The 18,439-nt window shown below is 72.4% G+C and carries 16 protein-coding genes; 6 read left to right on the forward strand and 10 right to left on the reverse strand.

All coding sequences use genetic code 11. The features are described 5' to 3' along the window. The first annotated feature begins 19 nt into the window (after positions 1–19). Complete coding sequence (locus OKJ99_RS16825; RefSeq protein ID WP_326017074.1) at positions 20–2,851, forward strand: glycoside hydrolase family 2 TIM barrel-domain containing protein; 2,832 nt, start codon at positions 20–22, stop codon at positions 2,849–2,851. A gap of 24 nt (positions 2,852–2,875) precedes the next feature. Here the strand turns inward: OKJ99_RS16825 and OKJ99_RS16830 are convergent, their stop codons facing one another. Beyond that, complete coding sequence (locus OKJ99_RS16830) at positions 2,876–4,861, reverse strand: caspase, EACC1-associated type (protein ID WP_326017076.1); 1,986 nt, start codon at positions 4,859–4,861, stop codon at positions 2,876–2,878. Beyond that, on the reverse strand, positions 4,858–5,232 hold the full coding sequence (locus tag OKJ99_RS16835) for an effector-associated constant component EACC1 (protein WP_326017078.1): 375 nt from the start codon (positions 5,230–5,232) through the stop codon (positions 4,858–4,860). Before OKJ99_RS16835 ends, OKJ99_RS16830 begins: the two co-directional genes overlap by 4 nt. A gap of 188 nt (positions 5,233–5,420) precedes the next feature. Between OKJ99_RS16835 and OKJ99_RS16840 the strand changes: the two genes are divergently transcribed. Further along, positions 5,421–7,466 (forward strand): NAD(+) synthase, encoded by a 2,046-nt coding sequence (locus OKJ99_RS16840; protein WP_326017080.1) that lies wholly within the window; start codon positions 5,421–5,423, stop codon positions 7,464–7,466. A gap of 96 nt (positions 7,467–7,562) precedes the next feature. Here the strand turns inward: OKJ99_RS16840 and OKJ99_RS16845 are convergent, their stop codons facing one another. Next, entirely contained in the window at positions 7,563–8,540 is a 978-nt protein-coding gene (locus OKJ99_RS16845) for a GlxA family transcriptional regulator (RefSeq protein WP_326017082.1), read from the reverse strand. Positions 8,541–8,610: 70 nt separating this feature from the next. Here OKJ99_RS16845 and OKJ99_RS16850 point away from each other — a divergent pair, with 70 nt between their 5' ends. Continuing rightward, the gene (locus tag OKJ99_RS16850; protein ID WP_326017084.1) at positions 8,611–9,603 is read left to right on the forward strand and encodes an NADP-dependent oxidoreductase; all 993 of its coding nucleotides are present in this window, start codon (positions 8,611–8,613) and stop codon (positions 9,601–9,603) included. Here OKJ99_RS16850 and OKJ99_RS16855 read toward each other — a convergent pair. Both OKJ99_RS16855 and OKJ99_RS16860 read right to left on the reverse strand, forming a co-directional pair. Next, positions 9,587–10,207, reverse strand: coding sequence for a TetR/AcrR family transcriptional regulator (locus OKJ99_RS16855; protein WP_326017086.1), 621 nt, complete (start codon positions 10,205–10,207; stop codon positions 9,587–9,589). The genes OKJ99_RS16850 and OKJ99_RS16855 overlap by 17 nt on opposite strands. Positions 10,208–10,216: 9 nt before the next feature. Next, positions 10,217–11,401, reverse strand: a complete 1,185-nt coding sequence (locus tag OKJ99_RS16860; RefSeq protein ID WP_326017088.1) for a Cmx/CmrA family chloramphenicol efflux MFS transporter — start codon at positions 11,399–11,401, stop codon at positions 10,217–10,219. 211 nt (positions 11,402–11,612) lie between these two features. Between OKJ99_RS16860 and mmuM the strand changes: the two genes are divergently transcribed. Further along, on the forward strand, positions 11,613–12,512 hold the full coding sequence (gene mmuM / locus OKJ99_RS16865) for a homocysteine S-methyltransferase (RefSeq protein ID WP_326017090.1): 900 nt from the start codon (positions 11,613–11,615) through the stop codon (positions 12,510–12,512). Here the strand turns inward: mmuM and OKJ99_RS16870 are convergent. Both OKJ99_RS16870 and OKJ99_RS16875 read right to left on the reverse strand, forming a co-directional pair. Next, entirely contained in the window at positions 12,509–13,174 is a 666-nt protein-coding gene (locus OKJ99_RS16870) for a ThuA domain-containing protein (RefSeq protein WP_326017091.1), read from the reverse strand. The two genes, mmuM and OKJ99_RS16870, sit on opposite strands and share 4 nt — an antisense overlap. Positions 13,175–13,205: 31 nt before the next feature. Next, positions 13,206–13,859, reverse strand: coding sequence for a DUF4389 domain-containing protein (locus tag OKJ99_RS16875; RefSeq protein WP_326017092.1), 654 nt, complete (start codon positions 13,857–13,859; stop codon positions 13,206–13,208). Between the two features lie 98 nt (positions 13,860–13,957). Here OKJ99_RS16875 and OKJ99_RS16880 point away from each other — a divergent pair, with 98 nt between their 5' ends. Next, positions 13,958–14,335: a VOC family protein gene (locus tag OKJ99_RS16880; RefSeq protein WP_326017093.1), complete on the forward strand. Its 378-nt coding sequence runs from the start codon at positions 13,958–13,960 to the stop codon at positions 14,333–14,335. Positions 14,336–14,341: 6 nt separating this feature from the next. Here the strand turns inward: OKJ99_RS16880 and OKJ99_RS16885 are convergent, their stop codons facing one another. Together OKJ99_RS16885 and OKJ99_RS16890 are read right to left on the reverse strand one after the other, a co-directional pair. Then, positions 14,342–15,043, reverse strand: a complete 702-nt coding sequence (locus OKJ99_RS16885; protein WP_326017094.1) for a helix-turn-helix transcriptional regulator — start codon at positions 15,041–15,043, stop codon at positions 14,342–14,344. Next, positions 15,040–15,984: an AraC family transcriptional regulator gene (locus tag OKJ99_RS16890; RefSeq protein WP_326017096.1), complete on the reverse strand. Its 945-nt coding sequence runs from the start codon at positions 15,982–15,984 to the stop codon at positions 15,040–15,042. The genes OKJ99_RS16885 and OKJ99_RS16890 overlap by 4 nt, the downstream gene beginning before the upstream one ends. An 80-nt stretch (positions 15,985–16,064) precedes the next feature. Between OKJ99_RS16890 and OKJ99_RS16895 the strand changes: the two genes are divergently transcribed. Continuing rightward, positions 16,065–16,904, forward strand: a complete 840-nt coding sequence (locus OKJ99_RS16895) for an NAD(P)H-binding protein (protein ID WP_326017097.1) — start codon at positions 16,065–16,067, stop codon at positions 16,902–16,904. A 9-nt stretch (positions 16,905–16,913) separates the two neighbouring features. Here OKJ99_RS16895 and OKJ99_RS16900 read toward each other — a convergent pair whose 3' ends face one another. Further along, positions 16,914–18,080, reverse strand: coding sequence for a YihY/virulence factor BrkB family protein (locus tag OKJ99_RS16900; RefSeq protein WP_326017098.1), 1,167 nt, complete (start codon positions 18,078–18,080; stop codon positions 16,914–16,916). Positions 18,081–18,439 lie beyond the last annotated feature (359 nt).

Genomic DNA, 18,439 nt, shown 5'->3' on the forward strand with positions numbered 1-18,439 from the left:
TTTCGACGTAAGGAGCTCCATGCCCACGTCCATCGACTACGTAACCGACCCCTCCCCCGGCCACGGCGCTCTCCCGCCCCGCGCCTGGTACGCCGACTCGTCCGCCAACTCGGTTTCCCTCAATGGGACTTGGGACTTCCGGTTGTCCGCGACGGCCGATGCGCACGACGATTCCTTCGCCTCCCCTGCGTACGACGCCGACGGCTGGAGCAGCGTCTCCGTGCCCGGGCACTGGGTGATGCAGGGGGACGGCGCGTTCGGGGCGCCGGCGTATACGAACGTCCTCTACCCGTTCCCCGTCGACCCGCCGCGCGTCCCCGACGAGAACCCGACCGGGGATCACCTGCGCGTCTTCGATCTGCCCGGTGACTGGCCCGGTGACGGCTCGGCCGTGGTCCGATTCGACGGGGTGGAGTCCTGCGCGAGGGTGTGGCTGAACGGCACGGAGCTCGGGGAGTTCAAGGGGAGCCGGCTGCCGCACGAGTTCGAGGTCGGCCATCTCCTCGCCCCCACCGGCAACGTGCTCGCGGTCCGTGTGCACCAGTGGTCCGCGGGGTCGTACCTGGAGGACCAGGACCAGTGGTGGCTGCCGGGCATCTTCCGCGACGTGACACTCCTGCACCGCCCCACCGGCGGCGTCCGGGACTTCTTCACCCACGCCTCGTACGAGCACACCACCGGGCTCGGCACACTCCGCGTCGACAGCGATGTGGCGGGACGGATCACCGTGCCCGAGCTGGGTGTTGACGTCCCGACCGGGGAGCCGGTGACGGTCGCCGTCGAGCCGTGGACGGCCGAGACGCCGCGGCTGTACGACGGCGAGCTCGCGACGGCCGGTGAGCGGGTGCCGCTGCGGATCGGCTTCCGTACCGTGGAGCTGTCCGACGGCCTCATCAAGGTCAACGGCACGCCGATCCTCTTCAAGGGCGTCAACCGGCACGAGTGGCACCCGGAGCACGGCCGCGCGCTCGACCTCGAAACCATGCGCCGCGACGTCGAGTTGATGAAGGCCCACAACATCAACGCCGTCCGCACCTCCCACTACCCGCCGCACCCGGCGTTCCTCGCCCTCTGCGACGAATACGGGCTGTGGGTCATCGACGAGTGCGACCTGGAGACCCACGGCTTCGTCGAGCAGGGCTGGCGCGACAACCCGGTCGACGACGAGCGCTGGACCCCGGCGCTGCTCGACCGGGCCGCCCGTACGGTCGAGCGCGACAAGAACCATCCGTCCATCGTTCTGTGGTCCCTCGGCAATGAGGCGGGCACCGGGCGCGGGCTCACCGCCATGGCCGAGTGGATCCGCGCGCGCGACCCCGAGCGCCTCGTGCACTACGAGGGCGACATCAACTGCCGTGACACCGACGTCTATTCACGCATGTACGCCGATCACGCCGAGGTCGAGCGGATCGGCCAGGGGGTCGACGGCGGCCCGGAGAAGCGACGCCGGCTGCCCTTCATCCAGTGCGAGTACGCGCACGCCATGGGCAACGGCCCCGGCGGACTCGCCGACTACCAGCGGCTGTTCGAGAAGTACGAGCGTCTCCAGGGCGGGTTCGTCTGGGAGTGGATCGACCACGGCGTCGCCGACGAGCGCCATGGGTACGCGTACGGCGGCGACTTCGGCGAGGAGCTGCACGACGGGAACTTCGTCTGCGACGGGCTGCTGTTCCCGGACCGGACGCCGTCGCCGGGGCTCATCGAGTTCAAGAAGGTGATCGAGCCCGTACGGATCGCCGTCGACGGGGCGGCCGGGACCGTGCAGGTCACCAACCGCTACGACTTCCGCGACCTGTCCCACCTGGCCTTCGACTGGACGTACGAGGTGGAGGGCGAGGCCGTGGAGCGCGGCACGCTCACCGTGCCCCCGCTCTCCCCCGGCGAGACCGCGGACGTGAAGCTGTCGGCGCCCGCCACGAGCGACGGGTACTGGACGGTCCGGGCGCTGGACGGCGACGGCCGGGAGGTGGCGTGGGGTCAGAATAGTGTCGCAGTTGTACGTAACACTGCGACACTTTTCGGAGGGCACACCTCGCCGGCCGACGGTGTGATCACGCTCGGCCCGGCCACCTTCGACGCCCGCACCGGGGACCTGCGCGCCATCGGCGACGTGACACTCGCCTCGGCTCCCCGCCTCGACGTATGGCGGGCCCCCACGGACAACGACGACGGCGCGAGCTGGCAGAGCGGCGAGCGGCTCGGCCTGCTGTGGCGGAAGTTCGGCCTGCACCGTATGCAACACCGCGTGGACGGCGTGGAGTTGGACGGCGCCGCGCTGACCGTCCGTACGCGGGTCGGCCCGGCCAGCCGTGACATCGGCCTGCGCGCGAACTACCGCTGGACGGCCGACGAGCGGCGGCTGCGGCTGACCGTGTCCGTCGCGCCGGAGGGCGACTGGCGGATCCCGCTGCCCCGGCTCGGCGTCCGACTCGGGCTCCCCGTCGGGGACTTGGGCGTGCGCTGGTTCGGCGGCGGCCCCGGCGAGGCGTACCCGGACACGCGCGATGCGGCGCGGCTCGGCCGCTGGGAGTCGGACGTGGCCGCCCTGCACACCCCGTACGTACGACCGCAGGAGAACGGGGCGCGGGCCGACGTCCGCTGGGCGGAGCTCGGCGGCCTGCGCATCGAGGGCGAGCCCGCCTACGCCCTCACGGCCCGCCGCTGGACGACACAGCAGCTCGACGCGGCCACCCACCGCACGGACCTGACGCCCGGCGACACCCTGTGGGTGCACCTCGACCACTCACAGCAGGGCATCGGCACGCAGTCGTGCGGCCCTGGCGTGCTCCCGCAGTACCGGCTGACGCCCGGCCCGGCCGAATTCTCGTTCACCTTCGAGCAGTTGGCGTAGTACGGCCCCGACCCCCGCCTCCTCTCACAGCTTGACGGCGAAGGAGTAGAGGCGGGTGGTCTGCTCCTTGTTGCGGTTGTCGTCCGACACGAGGAGCAGGTGCCTGCGGCCCTTGTAGTGGCCGGTGGTGATGGTGTCGCCGAGGGCCATGCCCTCGGCGTTGTCCAGGAGCGGGTTCGACTGGGTGTTCCCGTCGGCGTTCACCTCGCCCGGACTGCCCGCGGGGCACCGGGCGAGGTCGAAGAGGGCCCGGCTCGTGACGTAGACGTCGGCGGGCGCCCCGTACAGCTGCTTCGTGTCGGTCACGTTCTGGGCGTCGGCGAGTGCGAGGTCCTTGACGTGGATCGCGTTCCCCAGACCGCCCACGTACTGCCGTTCCAGGGCGAGCAGCCGGGTCTCGGACACGGCGACGAGGTCCGCGAGGCCGAGCCCCTCGTCGCCCCGGTAGGCGTACTGGACGTCGGGTTCGAAGCGGCCGTCGGCGTGCCGCTCGTAGCGCTGGATGCGCAGGAGGTTGCGGCCGCGTTCGTCACCGTCGGCGGCGAGCGGCGTCTCCAGCGCGACGAACAGGTACCTGTCGCCCGGCGACAGGGTCATGGACTCGATGGTGCGACCGGCCGTCGCGGAGCCCTTCGGGTAGATCTCGAACGCCTTGGGCAGCGGCAGCGGGTCACCCTTCTGGCGGCCCGTGCGCAGGTCGAAGCGGCGGATGGAGGGGCCCGTCTCGCCGGCGACGAGCGCCGTCCGCCCGCCCTTCTCCACGGCGATGGCCTCGGCGTCGAACCAGTCGCCGAGCGAGGCGCCCTCGGCCGTGCGCAGGGTGCGCGCCCGCTGCGCCCGCGGGGCCAGTTCACCGGGCGAGCGGAGTTCGATCGGGAAGATCCGCGTGGAGTCGTTGTCGGCCACCGCGTAGACCCGCTCCGGGTCGTCGGGCGCGTACGCGAGGCCGGAGAGACCCGCCACCGGCTCGTTGTCGACCTCGTCCTTGTCGAGCGCGTCCGAGTGGTCGAGCAGGGCCGCGCGGGGCGAGCACGCGCCGCGTGCCTCGTGGTGGGCGGGCTTGTCCAGCTTGTGCTCGACGTACGGGGCGCCGAATCCGGCGGTGAGCCCGAGCGCGAGGCCGACCGCGATGCCGATGGCCAGGGCGCGCCCCCTGTTCGGCGGCGGCGACGGGGCGGCGGGCGGGGCGGGGGCGGGCCTGCGGGCGGCGTTGCGTACGAAGGCGTACTCACCGAGCCCGTTCTCGTCCGTGGACAGCGGGGCCGACGCGTCGCTCCCCTCCTGCCGTGCCGCCCACTCCTCGACCCGCGTACGCACCCGCTCGAAGACGTCCTTCAGGCGCATCGACTCGCCCGCGTCGGCGTCGCCCTGCTCGAGTACCTCCACCAGAGCGCCCGTGAACACCGAGCAGTGTTCCGGGTCGGGGGCGTGCGAGGCGCGGTTGTGCGGCGACGAGGCCATCAGATAGAGGCCCTTGAGGTCGCGGACGGAACGGGCGGCGACCTCGCCTCCGCTCTCGCCCCCGGACATCGAGCCGTCGCGCGTCCACTGGGCGCTGTAGCAGCAGTCCAGGATGAGCACGGTCCTGGGCGCGGGCGAGCGGCTGATGGCCTTGCGTACGTACTTGGTGTCGACGCAGGTCTCCGGCTGCCCCCGCTCCGTGTCGGGCAGCGTCAGGAACAGCCGGTTGTCCTCGCCGTCGCGCATGCCGTGGCCCGCGTAGTAGACGATCAGCGTGTCCTCGGCCGCGAGCTTTCCCGCGGCCTCGATCGCGGCGGTCACCTGGCGGGCCGCGACCGGATTGTGGAGCACCTCGACCCGGTCGGTCTCGAAGCCGCCGATGTCCGGGTCGAGCAGCACCGCCTTCAGCTGCTCCAGGTTGCGCTCGACGCTGTCGAGGCGCTCCATCGTCGCGTGCCGGTAGTCGTTGACACCGATGAGCAGACACGCGGACTTCTTCGGGTCGACGCGATGCGGGTCGCCGCCCTCGCCGGGCACGACCTCCGTCATCGGGGGTCTCCGTCGTCACCCTCGTCCGCACGCCCGCCCTCACGCAGTCCGATGTCGCGCAGCAGCCCGCCGATCCGCTCGACGTCCTCGCCCCGCACGACGAACGTCAGCTCGCCCTCGTGCCCGCGGCTGCGCCACCAGCCGCGGACGCTGTGCGTCACCTCGATCGCCAGGGACGCCGCGCCGCACGCGACCCCGAACCATTCGAGCAGGTCACCCATCGCACCGGGCCGGTCCTGGTACGCGCCTTCAATGCGCACCCCCGCGGACCGCAGCTGGTCGTCCTCCTCCAGCCAGTCCCGCAGCAACCGCAACTCTTTGTCGCCCACTTCGCCCGCTTCGCCCTGCGGGGCCGAGAACCTGATCTCCACGCTTCCCCCTGTCCGCGTGCTCCCCGTGCACGTCGCGAAGACGCTCGCACAACTCCCGTAGCGCGTACGGGAATCACAGGGAAGTCTCCCCGAACGAGAACCCACCGGAACCACTTCGCTCACGCCACGATCGGAATGTGGCCAAGCCCCGCCGCGCATGCCCCCGCCCCGGTTGACATCATGGACAGGTGAACTTCCGGTCGATCTACAGTCACGGTTTCGCGCGGGTCGCCGCGTGCACCGGCCACGCCGCCATCGCCGACCCGCGCACCAACGCGGAGGCCGTCCTGCGCCAGGGCCGCCGCTGCGCGGAGGACGGTGTCGCCGTCGCCCTCTTCCCCGAGATGGCCCTGTGCGGCTACTCCATCGAGGACCTGGTGCTCCAGGACCCGGTCCTGGACGAGGTGGAGGGGGCGCTGGCCGACATCGTCACCGGCTCCGCGGACCTCCTCCCGGTCCTCGTCGTCGGCGCGCCGCTGCGCCACCGCAACCGCATCTACAACTGCGCGGTCGTGGTGCACCGCGGCCGCATCCTGGGTGTCGCCCCCAAGTCGTACCTCCCCACGTACCGCGAGTTCTACGAGAAGCGGCAGATCGCGGCGGGCGACGACGAGCGCGGCGGCACGATCCGGATCGGGGGCGCGGACATCCCCTTCGGCACGGACCTCCTCTTCGCGGCCGAGGACGTCGCAGGTCTTGTCCTGCACGCGGAGATCTGCGAGGACATGTGGGTCCCGGTGCCGCCCAGCGCGGAGGCCGCCCTCGCCGGCGCGACCGTCCTCCTCAACCTCTCCGGCAGCCCCATCACGGTCGGCCGCGCCGAGGACCGCAAGCTGCTGTGCCGCTCGGCCTCGGCCCGCTGCCTGAGCGCGTACGTCTACGCGGCGGCAGGAGCGGGAGAGTCGACGACCGACCTCTCGTGGGACGGCCAGACCATGATCTACGAGAACGGCACGCTGCTCGCCGAGACGGACCGCTTCCCGCTCGGTGACCAGCACGCCGTCGCCGACATCGACCTGGACCTGCTGCGCCAGGAGCGCCAGCGGATGGGCACGTTCGACGACAACCGCCGCACGCACGCGGGCCGGACCGCGGGCTTCCGCCGTGTGGACTTCCGCCTGGACCCGCCCACGAGCACCGACCTGGGGCTGCGCCGCCGCGTCGAGCGCTTCCCCTTCGTCCCGGCCGACGCCGAGCGCCTCGCCCAGGACTGCTACGAGGCGTACAACATCCAGGTCTCCGGCCTGATGCAGCGGCTCGGAGCGATCGGCGGCCCCAAGGTCGTCATCGGCGTCTCCGGCGGCCTCGACTCCACGCACGCCCTGATCGTCGCGGCCCGCGCGATGGACCGTGCGGGCCGCCCCCGCACCGACATCCTGGCCTTCACGATGCCGGGCTTCGCGACGGGCGACCACACCAAAAACAACGCGCACGCGCTCATGAAGTCCCTCGGCGTCACAGCCGCCGAACTGGACATCACTGACACCGCACGCCTGATGCTCCGCGAAATGAACCACCCCTTCGCGGACGGCGAGCCGGCGTACGACGTCACCTTCGAGAACGTCCAGGCGGGCCTGCGCACCGACTACCTGTTCCGGCTCGCCAACCAGCGCGGCGGCATCGTCCTCGGCACCGGCGACCTGTCCGAGCTGGCGCTCGGCTGGTGCACGTACGGCGTCGGCGACCAGATGAGCCACTACAACGTCAACGGCGGCGTGCCCAAGACGCTCATCCAGCACCTCATCCGCTGGGTCGTGAGCAGCGACCAGTTCGGCGACGAGGCCGGGCGGATCCTCACCGCGATCCTCGACACGGAGATCAGCCCCGAGCTGGTCCCCGGCGAGGAGCTGCAGTCCACCGAGTCGAAGATCGGCCCGTACGCGCTGCACGACTTCACGCTCTACTACGTGCTGCGGCACGGCTTCCGCCCCTCCAAGATCGCGTTCCTGGCGTGGCACGCCTGGCGCGACGTGGAGGCGGGCGCCTGGCCGCCCGGCTTCCCCGAGGACGAGCGCGGCGCGTACAGCCTCGGCGAGATCCGGCACTGGCTGGAGTACTTCTGCCGCCGCTTCTTCCAGTTCGCGCAGTTCAAGCGGTCCGCGATGCCGAACGGCCCGAAGGTGTCGGCCGGCGGTTCGCTCTCGCCGCGCGGCGACTGGCGCGCCCCGTCGGACGGCAACGCACGGGTGTGGCTGAGGGATCTGGAGCGGTGGGAGTGGCCGGAGGGGGCGTAGTCCCGGGGGACTCCTGGGGACTGTGACGTCTGACCACGGAAATATCGTGGCTGGGCGTCACAGTCCCCCGCTCACCCCGCCCCGCTCACCCACCCCTCACCCCACGCCCACCGGGCCCGCCCGGAATGTGCGGCGGTACGCCTGTGGCGTGACGCCGATCGTGGCGTGCAGGTGCTGGCGCAGGGACGTGCCGGTGGCGAAGCCGACCTCCGCCGCGATGCGGTCCACCGGGAGGTCCGTGGATTCCAGGAGGTGGCGGGCCCTGTGCACGCGCTGGAGGATCAGCCAGCGGCCGGGGCTCGTGCCCGTCTCCTCCTGGAAGCGGCGGGCGAACGTGCGCGGGCTCATCCGGGCGTGCGTGGCCCACTCCCGTAGCGCTAGCGGCTGGTCGAGGCGCTCCAGGGCCCAGGCGCGGGCGGGGGCGGTGCCGCTCTCGCCCTCCTCGGGGACGGGCTGCTCGATGTACTGGGCCTGGCCGCCCTCGCGCCACGGCGGGACGACGCAGCACTTGGCCACGAAGTTGGCGAGCGCGCTGCCGTGGTCGGAGCGCACCAGGTGCAGGCAGACGTCGAGGCCGGAGGCCGCGCCCGCGGACGTCAGTACGTCGCCGTCCTCGACGAACAGCACGTCCGGGTCCAGGGCGACGTGCGGGAACATCCGGCGGAAGCGGTCCGCGAGCGCCCAGTGCGTGGTGGCGCGCCGGCCGTCGAGCATCCCGGCCTCGGCGAGCGCGAAGGCGCCCGTGCAGATGGAGACGGTGCGGGTGCCGGGCCGGATCCGGGCGAGCGCGGCCCGTTCGGCGGCGGGCAGCGGGTCGGCGATGCGGGCCATGTCGTACGGCGGGACGATCACGGTGTCCGCGGTCTCCAGCGCCTCCGGGCCGTGCGCGACGGTGATCGTGAAGTCGGCGTCCGTGCGGACGGTGCGGTTCGGTGTCGCGGCGCAGGTCACGACCTCGTAGGCATCTCCCGCCGAGCCGAAGACGCGCTTCGGGATGCCGAGCTCGAAGGGGTAGACCCCGTCGAGCGCGAGCACGACCACGCGGTGCGGTGAGCTTTCGGGCATTCCCCTCATGGCACGATTCTATCGCCGGATGGCAATCTTGCCATTGTCCGTGTCGGTCCCGGGGGCGCAGGCTGGTCCCATGAGCGACGACAAGAGCACCGTGACCCCCACCGTGAACCCCACCGCGACCGCCACCATGAAGGCCATCAGCCAGGACACCCTCGGGGCGCCCGAGGTGCTCCAGGAGGTCGAGGTTCCGCGACCGAAGCCGGGCATCGGGCAGATCGTGGTCGCCGTGCACGCGGCGGGCCTCAACCCGACCGACTACAAGCACCGCGCATCCGGGATGTTCCTGGGCAAGCCGCCGTTCGTGCTCGGCTGGGACGTCTCCGGGGTCGTCGAGGAGGTGGGGCTCGGCGTCGCCCTGTTCCAGCCGGGCGACGAGGTGTTCGGCATGCTGCCGTATCCGTACGGGGCCGGTTCGCACGCCGAGTACGTGGCCGGGCCCGCCCGCGCCTTCGTACCGAAGCCCGCGGGGCTGAGCCATGTCGAGGCGGGTGCGCTGCCGCTCGTCGGACTCACCGCCTGGCAGGCCCTCGTCGACGTCGCCCAAGTGGGGCCGGGACAGCGGGTGTTGATCCAGGCTGCCGCTGGTGGCGTGGGGCATGTGGCGGTGCAGATCGCCAAGGCGCGCGGCGCGTACGTCATCGGGACGGCGTCGGCCGCCAAGCACGAGTTCGTACGGGGGCTGGGCGCCGACGAGGTCATCGACTACCGCACCGTCGATGTCGCGGCCGAGGTCCGCGACATCGACGTCGTCCTCGACACCCTCGGCGGCGAGGACCGGCTGCGCTCCCTTGACGTGCTGAAGCCGGGTGGCATTCTCGTCTCGCTGCTGCCGGTTCAGTTCGATGAAGTGACCGCGCGTGCCCGTGAGTTGGGAGTGCGGGCCATCGCCATGCTGGTCGAGCACGATCAGGCGGGGATGCGCGCCGTCGCCGAACTCGTCGAGTCGGGCGGGCTCACGGTGCACGTGGCGGACACGTACCCCCTGGCCGAGGCCGCCAAGGCGCACGCGGAGGGTGACACCGGGCGGGTGACAGGGAAGCTCGTGCTCACGGTGCGGCCGTAGCCTCGGTCCGCTCCACGGGTGCGCTCAGTGTGGCCAGCGTGGCCCGGATCGTCGACAGGAGGGTGCGGCGGTCCTGGGCCCGGCTGAGCACCCGTAGGCCGTAGTACGCGCTCTGCACCTGGCGGGCCAGGGTGCGCGTGTCGATGTCCGAGCGGAACTCGCCCGCGCCCTGCCCCGCCGCGACGACCGTACGGATCGCGCCTTCGACCCGGTCGAAGGTGCGGCGCACGACCTGCTTGACGTCGGGGTCGTGCGCCGCCGCCTCGATCGCGGCGTTGATAGCGAAGCAGCCGTGCGGATCCGCCTCTGCGGCCGCGAGGTCGGTGTCGACGGCGTGCACCATCAGGGCGCGCAGCCGCCGGCCCGCCGAACCGGGCCCGGCCAGGATCTCCATCTGCTCGGCGGTGGCGGTGTCGTGGTAGCGCTCCAGGGCGCGCAGGTACAGCTGCCGCTTGCCGCCGAAGGTGTTGTAGAGGCTGGAGGGGCCGAGCCCGGTGCTGTCGCACAGGTCGCGCGTGGACGTCCCCTCGTACCCGTGCCGCCAGAACGTGCCCATCGCCGCGCCGATGACCCGCTCCTCGTCGAACTGCCGTGGCCTCGCCATACCGCAAGACTACGAGTTTTGGAGTACTGGTACAAAACTCCGGGTGCGCTCAAGGCGCGCCGCCCACACCACGCCCAGCAGGCCCACCGCCGCGAGCGCCGCCCCCACCCACGCCACGGACGCGTAGCCGAGGCCCGCGTCGATCGCGAGCCCGCCGAGGAGCGGGGCGAGGGTGTTGCCCACGTTGAACGCCGCCGTGTTGGTGGCGCCGACGAGGGTGGGCGCGGCGGGCGCGAGCGTGAACACGCGGGACTGGAGGGCCGGATTGGTGACGTACCCGGCCACGCCGAGCGCGAAGACGAGGGCGACGACCACGACCGCCGTGTGCGCGGCCACCGCGAGCAGCGCCGAGATCACGGCGAGGGCGGCGAGCCCCCAGCCGAGCGTGGCCAGTGGGGCGGCGTGCGCGGTGCGGCCGCCGATAACGAGGCCGAGCAGTCCGCCCGCGCCGAAGAGCGCGAGCAGCACGGGCACCGCGGCGTCGCGGATCCCGGTGACGCCGGTGAGCAGGGACGCCAAGTAGCTGAAGGTCACGATGACCGCGCCGAAGGTGAAGGCGGTGATGGCGTAGGAGAGCCAGAGGGCGGGGCGGGCCATGCCGCGCAGTTCCGCCCGGACCGAGCGGGCCCCCTCGACGCCCTTCGCGCCCCGGTCGGCCGGCAGCGCGAGGAGCGTGCAGACCGCGCTGACCACGGTCGCGGCGGCCACCGCCCAGAACGCGGCGCGCCAACTGGCGTGCTGGCTCAGGACGGTTCCGGCGGGGACGCCCACGATCGTGGCGAGGGTGAGGCCGCCCGCGACCATGGCGACCGCGCGGCTCTTGGCGCTCGCGGGCACCAGGGTGACCGCGGTGGCGACGGCGACGGCCCAGAACCCGGCGTAGGCGAGGGCGCCGATCACCCGGGTCGCGAAGAGCAGGCCGTAGCCGGGGGCGAGCGCGCCGACGACATGTGCCGCCACGAACACCACCTGGAGCCCGACGAGTGTGGCACGGCGCGGCAGGCGCAGCGTCGCCACGGCGAGCAGCGGGGCACCGACGACCATGCCGAGCGCGAAGGCCGAGATGAGCAGCCCCGCGTCGGGGATGGAGACACCCAGGTCGGCGGCCATGCCAGGGAGCAGCCCGGAGAGCATGAACTCGGACGTGCCCTGCGTGAAGATGCCGAGGCCCAGGACGTAGACGGCGAGTGGCACGGGTCCCCTCCCCTTTCCGTTTCCGATTCCGTTTCGCTTCTTCGTGTGCGTGCGTTCCGAGGTTTTGGAGCGTGCGCTTCATAACTGGAGCGACGGCGACCCGTCGACTCCACCCGCATGACGCTAGCACGTTGTGAAGCGCACGCTCCAAAACCTTCCGCCGGGCCACGGCGCCCGCCCGGACGACCACTCGTCCATTACCGTCGGCACCATGTTCAGCAGCACAGACGCCCCCGCCGCCCGCCCCCTCGTCCTCGACGGCGGGCTGTCCAATCAGCTGGAGGCCGCCGGGCACGATCTGAGTGACGAGCTGTGGTCGGCCCGGTTGCTCGCCGAGGAGCCGGGGGCGATCGTCGCGGCGCATCGGGCGTACTACGAGGCGGGGGCGGATGTCGCCATCACGGCCAGCTATCAGGCCACCTTCGAGGGGTTCGCGCGGCACGGGATCGGGCGGGCGCGGGCTGCCGAACTCATGCGGTCGAGTGTGGAGTTGGCGCGGGAGGCGGGCCGGGAGGCCGACGTTCAGCGGCCGCTGTGGGTGGCCGCGTCTGCGGGGCCCTACGGGGCGATGCTCGCCGACGGGTCCGAGTACCGGGGGCGGTACGGGCTGAGCGAGGAGGAGTTGTACGCGTTTCATCGGCCGCGGCTTGAGGTGCTGGCTGGGGCCGTGCCCGATGTGTTCGCCCTGGAGACCGTGCCCGATGCGGACGAGGCGCGGGCGCTGGTGCGGGCCGTGCGGGGGCTCGGGGTGCCTGCCTGGCTCTCGTACAGCGTGGAGGGGGTACGTACGCGTGCGGGGCAGCCGCTGGAAGAGGCGTTCGAGGTGGCTGCCGGTGCCGAGGAGGTCGTCGCGGTCGGTGTCAACTGCTGTGCCCCGCGGGATGTTGAGGCCGCTGTGCGTCTCGCCGTCCGTGTCACCGGCAAGCCCGTCGTCGTCTATCCCAACAGCGGTGAGGAGTGGGACGCCGAGGCGCGCGCCTGGGCGGGCCGTGCCACGTTCACGCCGGACCAGGTGACCGCGTGGCGGGACGCCGGGGCGCGACTGATCGGCGGCTGCTGCCGCGTCGGGCCGGGGGCCGTGGCGGGGATCGCGGCGGCGCTCGGCCGTTAGGGACCCCGGCGCGCCGTCCAGTGGATGGCGCCGGACAGGTGTGCGCGGAAGGCCGGGGCGTCGTAGGCCTCGGTGGCGTGGCCCAGGGATGTGTAGAACATCCGGCCCGGTCCCGGTGTCGCCGGGTCCCTGCACCACACCAGTGGGTGGTCGCCGCCCATGGTCGCCCCCTCGTACGAGGATTCGTCGGCGTACGCGAGGAGCCGTACCGTCGGATCCTCGCGCGGGTCGGAGCGGAAGTCGTACCACTCGTCGGTGAACTCCCAGTGGGACGGCAGGTGTTGGGTCGCCGGGTGGTCGTGGTCGGCGATCCGGACGCGGCCCGGCTGGTACGCGGGGTGCCGGTCGAAGCGTGCTGCCAGCAGGTCCCCGTAGTACGGCCACCCGTACTCCGTGCACGCCGCCGCGTGTACGCCGACGAAGCCGCCGCCCCCGTCCACGTACGCCGCGAGCCGCTCGCGTCCGGCGGGGGTGAGGACGTCGCCGCTGGTGGAGAGGAAGACGACCGCGTCGGGGCGGGCGTCGAGGGCCCGTTCGAACTCGGCCGGGTCCTCGGTGTGCCGCACGGCGAAGCCGAGCGCGCGCAGGGTCCGGACGGCGCCCGGGATGGAGTCGTGGCGGTAGTCGGTGGTGCGGGTGTACACGAGCGTCGCGACGGGCATGCCCGGATGCTACGACGGGTGTCCCGGGAGGCTAGTAGGGCTCGCGCTCACCCTGGTCGAGGCGGAACGGCGGGTACGTGTCCGTCATCAGCCCTCCGTACGCCGCCACCCGCGCCGCCCAGCGGTGCAGGCCGATGTTGAGGTCGTACATGCCGCGCGGGTACGTACCGGTGAAGAGGACGGCGACGGCCGCGTAGAACGTGAGCAGTCCCGCGACGCCGCCCGTCGAGCCGGAGCCGCCCACGAGCAGCGACACGATCAGCCACTGGGGCAGCACGAGCAGCCACCACTTCACCAGGACCAGGCCGCGCGAGAGCCGCTCGGGGTAGGCGACGTCGAGGCGGGCCGGGTAGTCGGGGGCGGGGCCGAGCGTGAACGGCGGGTAGCGGTCGGTGCCGAGGGTTCCGTACGAGTAGTAGCCGACGCGCCAGGCCCAGCGCAGCACGCCGACGTTGAAGTCGAAGAGGAGCCGCGGGTAGCGGGTCGTGAACAGGATCGCGAACAGGGCGACGAGGGTGGTGAGGGCCGAGCCCACGAAGAGCAGGGCGAGGACGAGGTAGTGCGGCAGCGCGAGCAGCCACTTCACCAGCCACAGCCATCGGGAGACGGCGGGGTCGTAATCGGCTTCCAGAGTGACCGGGCTCGTGGGTCGCGCGGTCGCTACGAGGGTCTCGTTGTCGGCCATATGCCTCGTGTACGGCGGTTTCGGGCCGTCCGCAAGGAGGAGGGGCGGTGTCCGTTTCGTACAAGACCGGGACCTGCGCCGCTGCCTACCGTGAACCCATGAACGAGACCCGTATCCGTATGGACGCCATCGGCGTCGCCACCACCGACCTGGCCGCCACGCTGGCCTTCTACCGTCGCCTCGGCCTCACTTTCCCCGAGGGTGCCGAGCAACTCCCGCACGTGGAAGCGGAGTTGGCGGGCGGCATCCGGCTGATGTTCGACCCGGACCCCGGTGCGGGGGAGCGTGGCCGGGGCCGCGTGGGCCTCGCGTTCCACTGCGGGGACGCCGCGGGGGTCGACGCCGCGTACGAGGGGCTGACCGGGGCGGGGCACCGCGGCGAGGCGAAGCCGTGGGACGCGCCGTGGGGGCAGCGGTACGCCGTCGTGCTGGACCCGGACGGGAACCAGGTGGACCTGTTCGCGCCTCTCGCGTGAACCGTCCTACCTGAGTAGCAGTCGCCCGAGTGTCGTACCCGTCAACTCCCTTACGTCGCGCGCCAGATGGGCCTGGTCCGTGTATCCGGCGCGGGCCGCCGCCTCCGCGAACGGGACGTCGGCGCGGGCGAGCGCCAGGGCCCGTTGCAGGCGCAGGACGCGGGCCAGGGTCTTGGGACCGTAGCCGAACGCGGCCAGCGAGCGGCGGTGCAGGGTGCGGGCGCCGAGGCCCGTCTCTTCGGCGACGGCCGTGACGGTGCGGCCCGCGTCGAGCGCCTGTGCCACATGGGTGAGCAGCGGGTCGGGCGGGCCCGCGGCGTGGGCGAGGCGGGCCGCCAGGGCCTCCAGCTCGACCGCGGGGTCGGCCGCCGCGTCCAGGCGCTCGGTCAGCCGCCGGGCCTCGCCTCCGCGCCACAGGTCCGCCAATTCGGCGCGGGTGTCGCGGAGTTCGTGTGCCGGGACGCCGAGGTAGCCGGGTGCCGTGCCGGGCGCGAAGCGGATGCCCGCGTAGCGGCGGCCCGCGCCGGGGCCTGTGGGGTGGGCGCGGGTGTCGGGTCCTGCGACGAAGAGGCGGCCCTCGTTCCAGATCAGGTCCATGCAGCCGTCGGGCAGGACCGGGGCGGCCTCTCCCCCGTCGCGCGCCACCGTCCGGGTCCACACCGTCGCTCCGGGCACCCGCGCCGCCCGCTCCTCGTAGCTCCCGGTCATGCCCGGTACTCCTGCGGGCTCAGCCCGTACTCCCGCTTGAACGCGGTGGACAGGGCGAACGCACTGCCGTACCCGACGCGCCGGGCGATCGCCGCGACCGTCGCCCCGCCCTCGCGCAGCAGGTCCGCGGCGAGCGCGAGGCGCCAGCCGGTCAGGTACGCCATCGGGGGCTCGCCCACCAGCTCCGTGAAGCGGCGGGCGAGCGCGGCCCGCGAGACCCCGGCGCGCTCGGCGAGCCCGACGACGGTCCAGGGGTGGGCGGGGTCGTCCTGGATCAGCCGCAGCGCGCGGCCCACGACCGGGTCGCCCATCGCCCGGTACCAGGCGGGCGCGTCGGCCTCGGGCCGCGAGAACCAGGCGCGCAGCGAGGCGATCAGCAGCAGGTCGAGGAGGCGGTCGAGGACGACGTCCTGGCCGGGCTCGTCGCGCACGATCTCCTCGGCGAGCAGTGGGGTGAACGGGCAGCGCCACACCTCGGCGGGCAGCACGAGCAGCGCGGGCAGCGCGTCGAGCAGCCGCCCGGTCAGTTCGCCGCGCAGCTGGTACGTGCCGATGAGCATCTTGGCCGGGGCGTCCGGGGACTCGCCCCACTGCCGTACGCCGAGGTCCTTGTAGCGGCCGGCGTGCGCGGGGCCCAGCGGGCGGCACTCCTGCCCTGGCCCGATCTCGGCGCGCGGCTCGGTGGCCGGGTCGTCGCAGCACACGTACGGGTCCGGGCCGCGGGCGACGGCGATGTCGCCGGGCCGGATGTGCCGCGGCTTGTCCGCCCCACCGGTCCCGCCGCCCTCCGGCAGGATCCACGCCTCGCCCTCCACCATGACCATCACGGAGAGCGGTGCCCCGTCGGCGATCCGCACGGCCCACGGCGGCTCGAAGCAGGCCCGGATCATGAAGGCCCCGCGCGCCCTCGGCCCTTCGAGGAGCCCTGCGAGTACGTCCATGAAATCAGCGTAGACGGACGCGTATGGCGGTGAGCGGCTCGGCGATGTCGGTGGGTGGCGCGCGGCAGTTGAGTGGAGGGATGACACAGACGGAGCGGAACACAGGGACGGTGCTGGTGACCGGGGCCACCGGTCGTACGGGGCGTCGGGTCGCCGACGCGGCGCGTGCCGCAGGGCTGAGCGTGCGGGCGGCCTCCCGGTCGGGCGCGGTGCGGTTCGACTGGGAGGAGCCCGGGACCTGGGACGAGGCGCTGCGCGGCGCCGACGGGGCGTATCTGGCCTTCCCCACGGACATCGGGGCGCCGGACGCCGCGGACCTGGTGGGCGCGCTGGCGCGGCGGGCGGTGGAGCTGGGGGTGCGGCGGCTGGTGCTGCTGTCGGCGCGCGGCGAGGAACAGGCGCTGCCGGCCGAGGAGGCACTGCGGGGGTCGGGGGCGCAGTGGACCGTGCTGCGGTGCGCCTGGTTCCAGCAGAACTTCAGCGAGGGCCCGCTCGCGGACCAGGTGCGCGGCGGGGAACTGGCGTTCGCGGCGCCGGAGGCGCTGCGCGAGCCGTTCATCGACGCGACGGACATCGCGGAGGTCGCGGTGGCGGTGCTGCGCGAGCCGTCGGGGCGGTACGCGGGCGAGGTCCTGGATCTCACCGGGCCCGCGCTGCTGACGTGGGGCGAGGCGCTCGCGGCCGTCGCGGCGGCCACGGGGACCGAGAAGCGGTACGTGCCGTTGCCCGACTACGGGGCGACGCTGCGCGGGTTCGGGGTGCCGGAGGAGGAAGTGGCGTTCCTGGTGGAGCTGTTCGCGACGCTGCTCGACGGGCGGAACGCCTCGGTCACCGGTGACGTGCGGCGGGTGCTCGGGCGCGAACCGCGCACGTTCGCGGAGTTCGCGGAGCGGGAGGCGGCGGCCGGCGCCTGGAAGTGAGCGCCCCGGTCAGTCCTCCTCGTGCCCCGCCCCGTCCCCGTACTTGCGGGCGTGCGTGCGCAGCCGGGACGTGACGTCCTCCGGTGGCAGGAACTTCGACCAGCGCTCCGGGAATTCGGACGGCATGCCCGGGTCGTCGCCGTCGTCCGGGTCCTCGGGGTCCTCGTGGTCGTCCGGGAAGCCCAGTGCGGCCGCCCGCGCCAACTGCTCGGTGGCGGCCGCCCTGCGCACCCGCTCGTTCGCGGCGCGCGCCGCCGCCGTCGCGACCGACGGCCAGACGCGGTCGATCGCGGCGTTCACCGCGGCGCCGACGAGGACCGCGAACGCCGAGACGCCGATCCACAGCAGCACGGCGACGGGCGCGGCGAGGGAGCCGTAGATGGTCGGGCCCTCGATGGTGTTGGTGAGGTAGAGGCGCAGCAGGAAGCTGCCGGGGATCCACATCGCGAGCGACACGAGGGCGCCCGGCACGTCCTCGATCCACGGTGAGCGCACCGGCACGGACACGTGGTACAGCGTCGTGAGGAACGCGATGGACAGGACGAGGACCACGGGCCAGTAGAAGATCTCGACGAGGGACTGGGACCAGGGCACGAGGCCGATCACCGCGTCCGGCCCCGCGATCATCAGCGGCAGCGCTATCGCGCCGACGACGAGCCCCACCAGGAAGAGCAGGAAGGCGAGCAGCCGCGTCTTCACGATGCCGCGTACGCCGTCGAGGCCGTACATGACGGTCACCGTGTCGACGAACGTCGACACCGCGCGCGAGCCCGACCAGAGCGAGAGCAGGAAGCCGATGGAGATGACGTCGGGCCTGCCGCCCTTGATGACGTCGTCCAAAATCGGTTCTGCGATCTCCTTCACGCCCTGGTCGGTGAGGACCGTGCGGGAGGCCTCCAGGATGTTGTCGCGGACACCCGCGATGGTGTCGGCGCCCGTCCACGTGTCGACGTACGCGAGCAGGCCCACCAGGGACAGCAGCAGCGGCGGGACCGACAGGAGCGTGAAGAACGCCGCCTCGGCCGCGAGGCCCAGGATGCGGTACTCCATGCACGAGTTGACGGTGTCCTTCAGGAGCAGCCAGACCGTCTTCCGTTTTGAGACGTTGTGATAGAGAACACGCGCCCGGTGAAGACGTCCGGACGGCGGTCGGGGGGATTCACTTGCTGGCTGCACGCCCCCAAGGTATCCGTCACCTGCTCCGACACTCATCCCCGGCACCGGCACGGCCCCGCCGCCGAGGTGTCCGGCCCTCGATGGCCCGATTGGTTCGCGCCTCACCGTGGAACCGAACCGAGTAATTGAACCGTCTCTTGCTTGACTTCCCCGGCGAGCCGCACAAAAAGATCGGCCGACCGGCATGTGCGCGTCAGAAACAGGCAATCGGATATCGCCAATGCTTGACGTGCGCTTGAACCGTTCATGGAACTCTCGAAACAATGCCGAATTGTATGCGGTGCGCTCAGCGGGGGACAACAGAGCGCATGTGGCTAGGTGGAAACAGGGGGTCGCGGGCCATGCCCGTTCGCCAGAGA

It is taken from the genome of Streptomyces endophyticus (assembly GCF_035798155.1).
Classification (GTDB): Bacteria; Actinomycetota; Actinomycetes; order Streptomycetales; family Streptomycetaceae; genus Streptomyces; species Streptomyces endophyticus.

Bases quoted from the DNA above. Each gene is read 5' to 3' on its own strand.
- OKJ99_RS16870 (WP_326017091.1), bottom strand. From the start codon at position 13,174: ATGCCCGTCGCGACGCTCGTGTACACCCGCACCACCGACTACCGCCAC.
- OKJ99_RS16895 (WP_326017097.1), top strand. From the start codon at position 16,065: ATGACACAGACGGAGCGGAACACAGGGACGGTGCTGGTGACCGGGGCC.
- OKJ99_RS16825 (WP_326017074.1), top strand. From the start codon at position 20: ATGCCCACGTCCATCGACTACGTAACCGACCCCTCCCCCGGCCACGGC.
- OKJ99_RS16890 (WP_326017096.1), bottom strand. From the start codon at position 15,984: ATGGACGTACTCGCAGGGCTCCTCGAAGGGCCGAGGGCGCGCGGGGCC.
- OKJ99_RS16875 (WP_326017092.1), bottom strand. From the start codon at position 13,859: ATGGCCGACAACGAGACCCTCGTAGCGACCGCGCGACCCACGAGCCCG.
- mmuM (WP_326017090.1), top strand. From the start codon at position 11,613: ATGTTCAGCAGCACAGACGCCCCCGCCGCCCGCCCCCTCGTCCTCGAC.
- OKJ99_RS16885 (WP_326017094.1), bottom strand. From the start codon at position 15,043: ATGACCGGGAGCTACGAGGAGCGGGCGGCGCGGGTGCCCGGAGCGACG.
- OKJ99_RS16855 (WP_326017086.1), bottom strand. From the start codon at position 10,207: ATGGCGAGGCCACGGCAGTTCGACGAGGAGCGGGTCATCGGCGCGGCG.
- OKJ99_RS16830 (WP_326017076.1), bottom strand. From the start codon at position 4,861: ATGACGGAGGTCGTGCCCGGCGAGGGCGGCGACCCGCATCGCGTCGAC.
- OKJ99_RS16845 (WP_326017082.1), bottom strand. From the start codon at position 8,540: ATGAGGGGAATGCCCGAAAGCTCACCGCACCGCGTGGTCGTGCTCGCG.
- OKJ99_RS16850 (WP_326017084.1), top strand. From the start codon at position 8,611: ATGAGCGACGACAAGAGCACCGTGACCCCCACCGTGAACCCCACCGCG.
- OKJ99_RS16880 (WP_326017093.1), top strand. From the start codon at position 13,958: ATGAACGAGACCCGTATCCGTATGGACGCCATCGGCGTCGCCACCACC.